Source organism: Nostoc sp. UCD121 (genome assembly GCF_014222285.1).
Classification (GTDB): Bacteria; Cyanobacteriota; Cyanobacteriia; order Cyanobacteriales; family Nostocaceae; genus Nostoc.
In genome coordinates this window covers 1-6,050 of sequence record NZ_JACKZS010000312.1, presented here as the reverse complement: position 1 = coordinate 6,050, position 6,050 = coordinate 1, and the positions used below count along the sequence as shown (strand labels likewise).

General features: G+C 42.8%; 4 protein-coding genes. 3 read left to right on the top strand and 1 reads right to left on the bottom strand.

The window, feature by feature from the left end:
- Nucleotides 1-31: 31 nt before the first annotated feature.
- Entirely contained in the window at nucleotides 32-1,504 is a 1,473-nt protein-coding gene (locus GNF10_RS34195; protein WP_185585359.1) for a glycoside hydrolase family 13 protein, read from the bottom strand.
- A 664-nt stretch (nucleotides 1,505-2,168) separates the two neighbouring features.
- Between GNF10_RS34195 and GNF10_RS34190 the strand changes: the two genes are divergently transcribed.
- From GNF10_RS34190 to gshA, 3 genes are all read left to right on the top strand, one after another.
- Nucleotides 2,169-3,896 carry a S8 family serine peptidase gene (locus GNF10_RS34190; RefSeq protein ID WP_185581569.1) on the top strand — a complete coding sequence of 576 codons (1,728 nt, stop codon included), beginning with the start codon at nucleotides 2,169-2,171 and terminating at the stop codon, nucleotides 3,894-3,896.
- Nucleotides 3,897-4,291: 395 nt separating this feature from the next.
- The gene (locus GNF10_RS34185) at nucleotides 4,292-4,591 is read left to right on the top strand and encodes a hypothetical protein (RefSeq protein ID WP_185581570.1); all 300 of its coding nucleotides are present in this window, start codon (nucleotides 4,292-4,294) and stop codon (nucleotides 4,589-4,591) included.
- A 290-nt stretch (nucleotides 4,592-4,881) separates the two neighbouring features.
- Nucleotides 4,882-6,021 (top strand): glutamate--cysteine ligase, encoded by a 1,140-nt coding sequence (gene gshA / locus GNF10_RS34180; protein ID WP_185581571.1) that lies wholly within the window; start codon nucleotides 4,882-4,884, stop codon nucleotides 6,019-6,021.
- Nucleotides 6,022-6,050: the final 29 nt, after the last annotated feature.

Sequence of the window (6,050 nt, the reverse complement as noted above, 5' to 3'; positions counted from 1 at the left end):
TGCCTCCCCTGCTCCCTTATCCTCTTACTCCCTACTCCCCACTCTCCACTCCCAGGATGCAGCCACTGCGTGCGGGAAGAGTTAATGACAATTGCTGAGTTTCTTCTTCACCCTTCCACTCAACTTCAGCAGTACCATATAACAGCTTGTTGGGTTGAGTATGCAAACTAGCCACATCTACATTTGCAGTCGCTGAACTTGTGCCAGCATTGACGGCAATTATCAATTCTTCTGTGTCTAAAGTTCTTGCAAAGATATAAAGTTGTCCTTGAGCGTAGAGGACTCGGTAATCACCTGTACGCAAGGCAGGGTAAGTTTGGCGGATGGCAATTAATTGACGATGAGTATTGAAAATTTCTTGATTCCAGTTAGCCTCTAAAGGAAAGCCACGCCGTGAGTCGGGATCTATGCCACCAGGTAAGCCAACTTCATCACCATAGTAAATACTGGGGGCACCGGGAAAGGTGAGTAAAAGTAGAGTCGATAATTCTACACTCGCTATATCACCGCCTGCAATGGTCATCAATCGGGCTGTATCATGACTTGCTAACAAATTGAGTTGAGTTAGCTGAATTTCCCAAGGGTAAAGTTGCAGTACTTCTTGGATTTTGGTGGCGTACTCGGTGGCAAACAAGGGTGGGTAGGGTTGATAGTCGCGGCTTTGAACTTGTTCTAAGACTACGCGATCGCCAGCTGCAAAGGCAATTGTCGGCCCAGCAAATAGATAATTCATCACGCCGTCAAATTGCGTTCCATCCAACCACTGGCGGGAATCTCCCCATACTTCGCCCACAATATAGGCTTCGGGATTGATGGCTTTAGTGCGATCGCGGAATTCCTGCCAAAAACCAGGAGTTTTTATTTCAAATGGTACATCCAATCGCCAACCATCAATGCCGAATTTAATCCAATATTCGGCAATTTCCATAATGTATTCTCGTACTTCTGGATTGTCGTGGTTAAATTCTGGCAAGGCGCGATTTCCCGCCCAGCCCACGTAGTTAGCAGGTAAATCACCAGTGTAGGGTGCGAGAGGCCAGCCTTCAATTTTGAACCAATTTACCCAAGGTGAATGGGGGCCATTCTCTAAAACGTCATGGAAAAAGAAAAATCCACGGCTGGAATGATTAAACACCCCATCCAGAACGACTTTGATATTCCGTTTATGGGCTGCATCAAGCAATTCTTTAAAAGCCTCGTTGCCCCCTAACATTGGGTCAACTTGATAATAATCGTGGGTATGATAGCGGTGATTACTGGCGGATTGAAAGATGGGTGTGAAATAAATCGCGTTAATCCCCAAATTCTGGATGTAGTCTAAATCCTCCATGATGCCCCATAAATCCCCACCTTTATAACCCTGGAGGGTTGGCATAGAGTCCCAATCTTCCCAACGGGCTTCTTGCAATAACCGTTTGCGCGGCTGTTTGCTTCTGGCAAAACGATCTGGGAAGATTTGGTAGAAAACAGCGTGCTTTACCCAATCTGGTGTTTGAATTTGCATGAATAACTTTTTGTACGTTCAGAAGCGATCGTTGCAAATATTAGCTTCTTTATGGCTCTTACTTATGATAGAGAATCTGTAATTTGCCAGTAGTCATTAAGAATTTATACCAATTTAACAATTTTGGCTACAGGAATCTTCTTTGATTTTTGCGAAGCTAGGTACAATTCAAAGAGCCTTTTTGCCTATTGCCTACCGCGCTTCGCGCACAGAAATCAAAGAAGATTAGTATACAACTTGTTAGTATTTAATATTTGTTAAATTTATCTTTTTTATTTATTACTTAATTATTCTTAATTTTATTTTTTTAACTTTGTCCGTAATGATTTAGATAGATAGTGGATTAGTTTAATAGCTTACATAAAAATTACCTGTTAGCTCAGTCTTGGGTAATTCTGAAATGCGTCTGCTCAAAGATGTCTCATGAGTAGAGAAAATCACTATTAGGAGACATAATTCAGGGATATGAGTTATGAATTAGCAATTGTCTTAGGAATTATTTCCCGCCTCCTAAGCTTATTTGATGTTATCTATAAAAAAATAGATAACTATAGTCGCATCAAATAATCAAGGCGAAAAAACTGCATAGTCTGCATTAATGCCAGAGCGACTTATGCTAATAAACTACTTTGCTTGCACCCAATAAATTGAATTTGAGGTAAAAATGAGACACGAAAAACTTTCTCCCGGACTACTGTTGGCATTTCAAGACTATCAAAATGAGGGAGATAAAGCTTTAGTTACACACAAGCGATCGCTTGGCATCATTGCCCACAAAAGCCCAGTCAAGCCAACAAAGAGCGTCGTTTTTATCTATTGCGATCCTGATGCAGACTTGAGTTATTTATCACAATATAACATTGAAGTCAATCAAAACTCTGGGAGTGTGCGGACGGCTTTTTTACCGATAGAAAGTTTAGATGTCTTGTCTGAAGAAGATGTTATCCAACGCATCAAGCCATCACGCAAACTTCATTTGAGGATGGACACTGCAATGGGAGCAGTCAAACTACCGGAGTTCCAGAATAAAACTGGACTGACTGGTAAAGGAGTAATCATCGGCATTATAGACAGTGGCATTGATCCGAAACACCCTGCCTTTGCTGGACGAATTTTACACATTTGGGATCAAACACTGCCAGGGCCAGGAGTAACAGAGGGCGGCTATGGGGCGGAATTTACGGGAGCGCAACTGACAATTTCTCAGGATACTGGCGGTCATGGTACTCATGTTGCCGGAATTGCCGCCGGTGCCGATGCTAGCTATGGCGGTGTAGCACCAGAAGCGGAATTAGTTGTTGTCAGGTCAGATTTACAGGATGCCCATATTGCTGATGGTGTGCGTTACATTTTCCGAATTGCTAGAGAGTTAGGACGCGCAGCCGTGGTGAATCTCAGCTTGGGTGGACACGCTGATGCCCATGATGGTAGTGATTCCTTATCCAAAGTTATTGACGCGGAAACTGGCCCTGGAAGAATAGTTTGCTGTGCTGCTGGTAACGAAGGAAACGATAACATTCATGGACAAGCGATAATACCCAGTGGACGCACTCGTGGTATGCGCTTTAATGTTCCTTTGAATCAAATAGGCATAGTTTGGTTAAATGCTTGGTATTCCAAAGACAGCGAATTAGAAGTGTCTGTGCGGAGTCCTAATGGTTTTGTCACCCCATTTCAAAAAATAATTACTGACGGTAATGCCGCACAAGATTACCAGTTACCAGATGCAAGGGTGCAATTAGCGACACCAGCGCCAGATAAAGCCAATGGCGACCATAATTTCTTTGTGCAAATCCGGGGTATTGGCTCCTCGCCAGTTATGGGAGGTGTTTGGCAACTGCGAGTTCGCAACAGTTCTGCAACTGACACACGTTTAGATGTATGGACACTAGATGACACTTCGTCAGTGTTTTTTACAGGTAAAAGTGTGAAAGATGCGCTCAAAATTGGTTCGCCAGGAGCCGCCAGCACTGCAATTACAGTTGCCGCCTATACTACTAAAACCAAGTACACAGATATTGATAACCAAGTGCGAGAAATGGGATTAGAATTGCACACTATTTCGGAATTCAGTAGTGAAGGCCCACTCCGAAATGATGCACACAAGCCGGATGTAGCAGCACCAGGAGCAATGATTATTTCCACACTTTCTGCCGATGCAAGTTTTGACCGTTCATCAATGATTAATTCCAAGTTTGTGGTGCAGGCTGGTACGAGTATGGCGACACCATTTGTTAGTGGGTTAGTAGCATTACTATTGCAACGAGATCCCAATCTCGATCCGGCTGCTGTGAAAGACTTACTACGTAAAAATAGTGCAATTCCTGGAAAACCCGCAGGGACATTTGATGAGAAATGGGGTTATGGAGTGATTAACGCTTTAAATCTGTAATTAGCCTCAGAGATGCGATATATTTAACACATTTAAGACAATAAATATATCGCGTCTCTTGAAGATTATACAGCTACCAAATTAAACAGCACTAATTTAAAAAATGCTGACTTAACAGAGGCAATTTAAATCGTAATAACTGCTTTGATGCTGATTTTTAAGGAGTAATTTTAAGTGGTACTTTCATAGAGAAAGGAAATATTAATATACAAGTATAATCTGCATTTAGGCTCTCAATAAACCTCACAGCCAAAGAGAACAGCAATTAATCTGTAATTGGACATAGTAAATCGCCCATTAAATCTATACAGAGATAGGCAATAAAAACTCGTAAGTTTGATAAGTTAGTTATACGATAGGTTAATAATTGCCTGCTTTTTACCCGCTTACCGCTCATGGATTTTCAAAAGCTTGATGCCGCCCTTGCTACAGCCTTCAATGATGTTCAAAACCCAGAGGAACCGAGTTTAGAAGTTTTCATCCATACTGAACCAATTTTAGACTCTGCTGCAACTGCTGTTTTAGAAAATTTAGGCATCAGTGGTGTTATCAGTGGAAGAGATATATTTACGGCAACACTGTCACTAAATACAATTTCCCAGTTGTCAGAGGAACCTTGGGTGAAATATTTGAAGCGATCGCAGCAATTGCGTTTGGTTAATAGGAGAATAAATACAGGCAAGTTGGGTGTTTAATAACCATTATCTAACCCCGGACTACGCAGATAATTTTTTGTATTTACTTTGAATTAGGTTGTTTTTTCTGGAAACTTACACTTCACCTCAATTTCCAGATTACTTACAGCCGAGCCTTCAGTAATTTCAGTAGTAATATTTTTTTGAAGAACAGCCAAGAAATCTGTCATCATAACTTGGCATGAATTATTAATTACATGATTCTTAACCTTTGATTGACTGAAAGATAGATCCTAAAGATGCGTCTAATTCGATACAATTTATAGGCAGAGAGAGCCGAGGAGAACAAGGTGGTCTTATTAAAAGGCTTTGAGATCGAGATGTATACTGGCACGCCTCAAGGTGAAATCGTCGGTCTCTCCGACAAAATTATTGCAGCCTTGGATGGATTTATGCGGGAGCCAGATAGCCGCAATGTCGAATACATAACCCAACCATCCCATGATTACGAAAATTTATTGTGTGCCTTGCTGCGTCCTCGGCGGGAGTTGCGAAACTACCTCAATCACTTGGGCGATTACACCTTGATACCGGGAAGTACTTTATCGTTGGGTGGCGGCGATCGCTTTCTGCGTTCCGATCCAGCAAATCCCTATCATGACTACATTGAGAACACCTACGGGACAAAAGTAGTCACCGCCAGCGTACATATTAATATAGGCATCAGCGATCCAGAAGTATTAATGCGGGCGTGTCGGGTGATCCGTATGGAAGCACCTCTATTTCTCGCCCTCAGCGCTTCATCTCCCTTCCTAGATGGCAAAACTACTGGCTATCACTCCACTCGCTGGGGCTTATTTCCGCAAACGCCTAACCATGTACCATTATTTGCCAGCCACGCCGATCATATCCAGTGGGTGGAAGATCAACTGGTTGCCGGAACCATGCAAAATGTTCGGCATTTATGGACATCGGTGCGACCAAATGGCGATCGCCGCCCTTATGATCTAAATCGCCTAGAACTACGAATTTGCGATTTAGTCACAGATCCCATTGCCTTACTAGCCATTACTGCCTTATTAGAAGCGCGTTTATTGCAAGTAATCGAAAATCCCAACATCGATCCTTTAACTCAAAGTATTTTCTCTAACGAAGAACTCGTCACCCTGACTGCTGAAAACGAAGCTGCGGCGGCGGCTGATAGTCTCGATGCTCATTTGAGGCATTGGCAAGATGGTAGAAGCATCCTAGCTAGAGATTGGATTACCCAAATGTACCAAGATGTTTGGGCGATCGCTAAACAACGAGGCTTTAGCTGTTTCCTTTCCCCATTGCACAAAATTCTCCGCGAAGGTAATGAAGCTCAACAGTGGTTGCAGTTACACACAGTCGGTTTTGACAGCCAGCGCGTCATCACTCAAGCTATTCTCGCCACCCAAGAACGCGAAATCGAACTCGAAGACAAATTGTGTTCGTCCCTACTAGCTTAATTGAAGAGGCAGGGGAGCAGGGAGCAGGG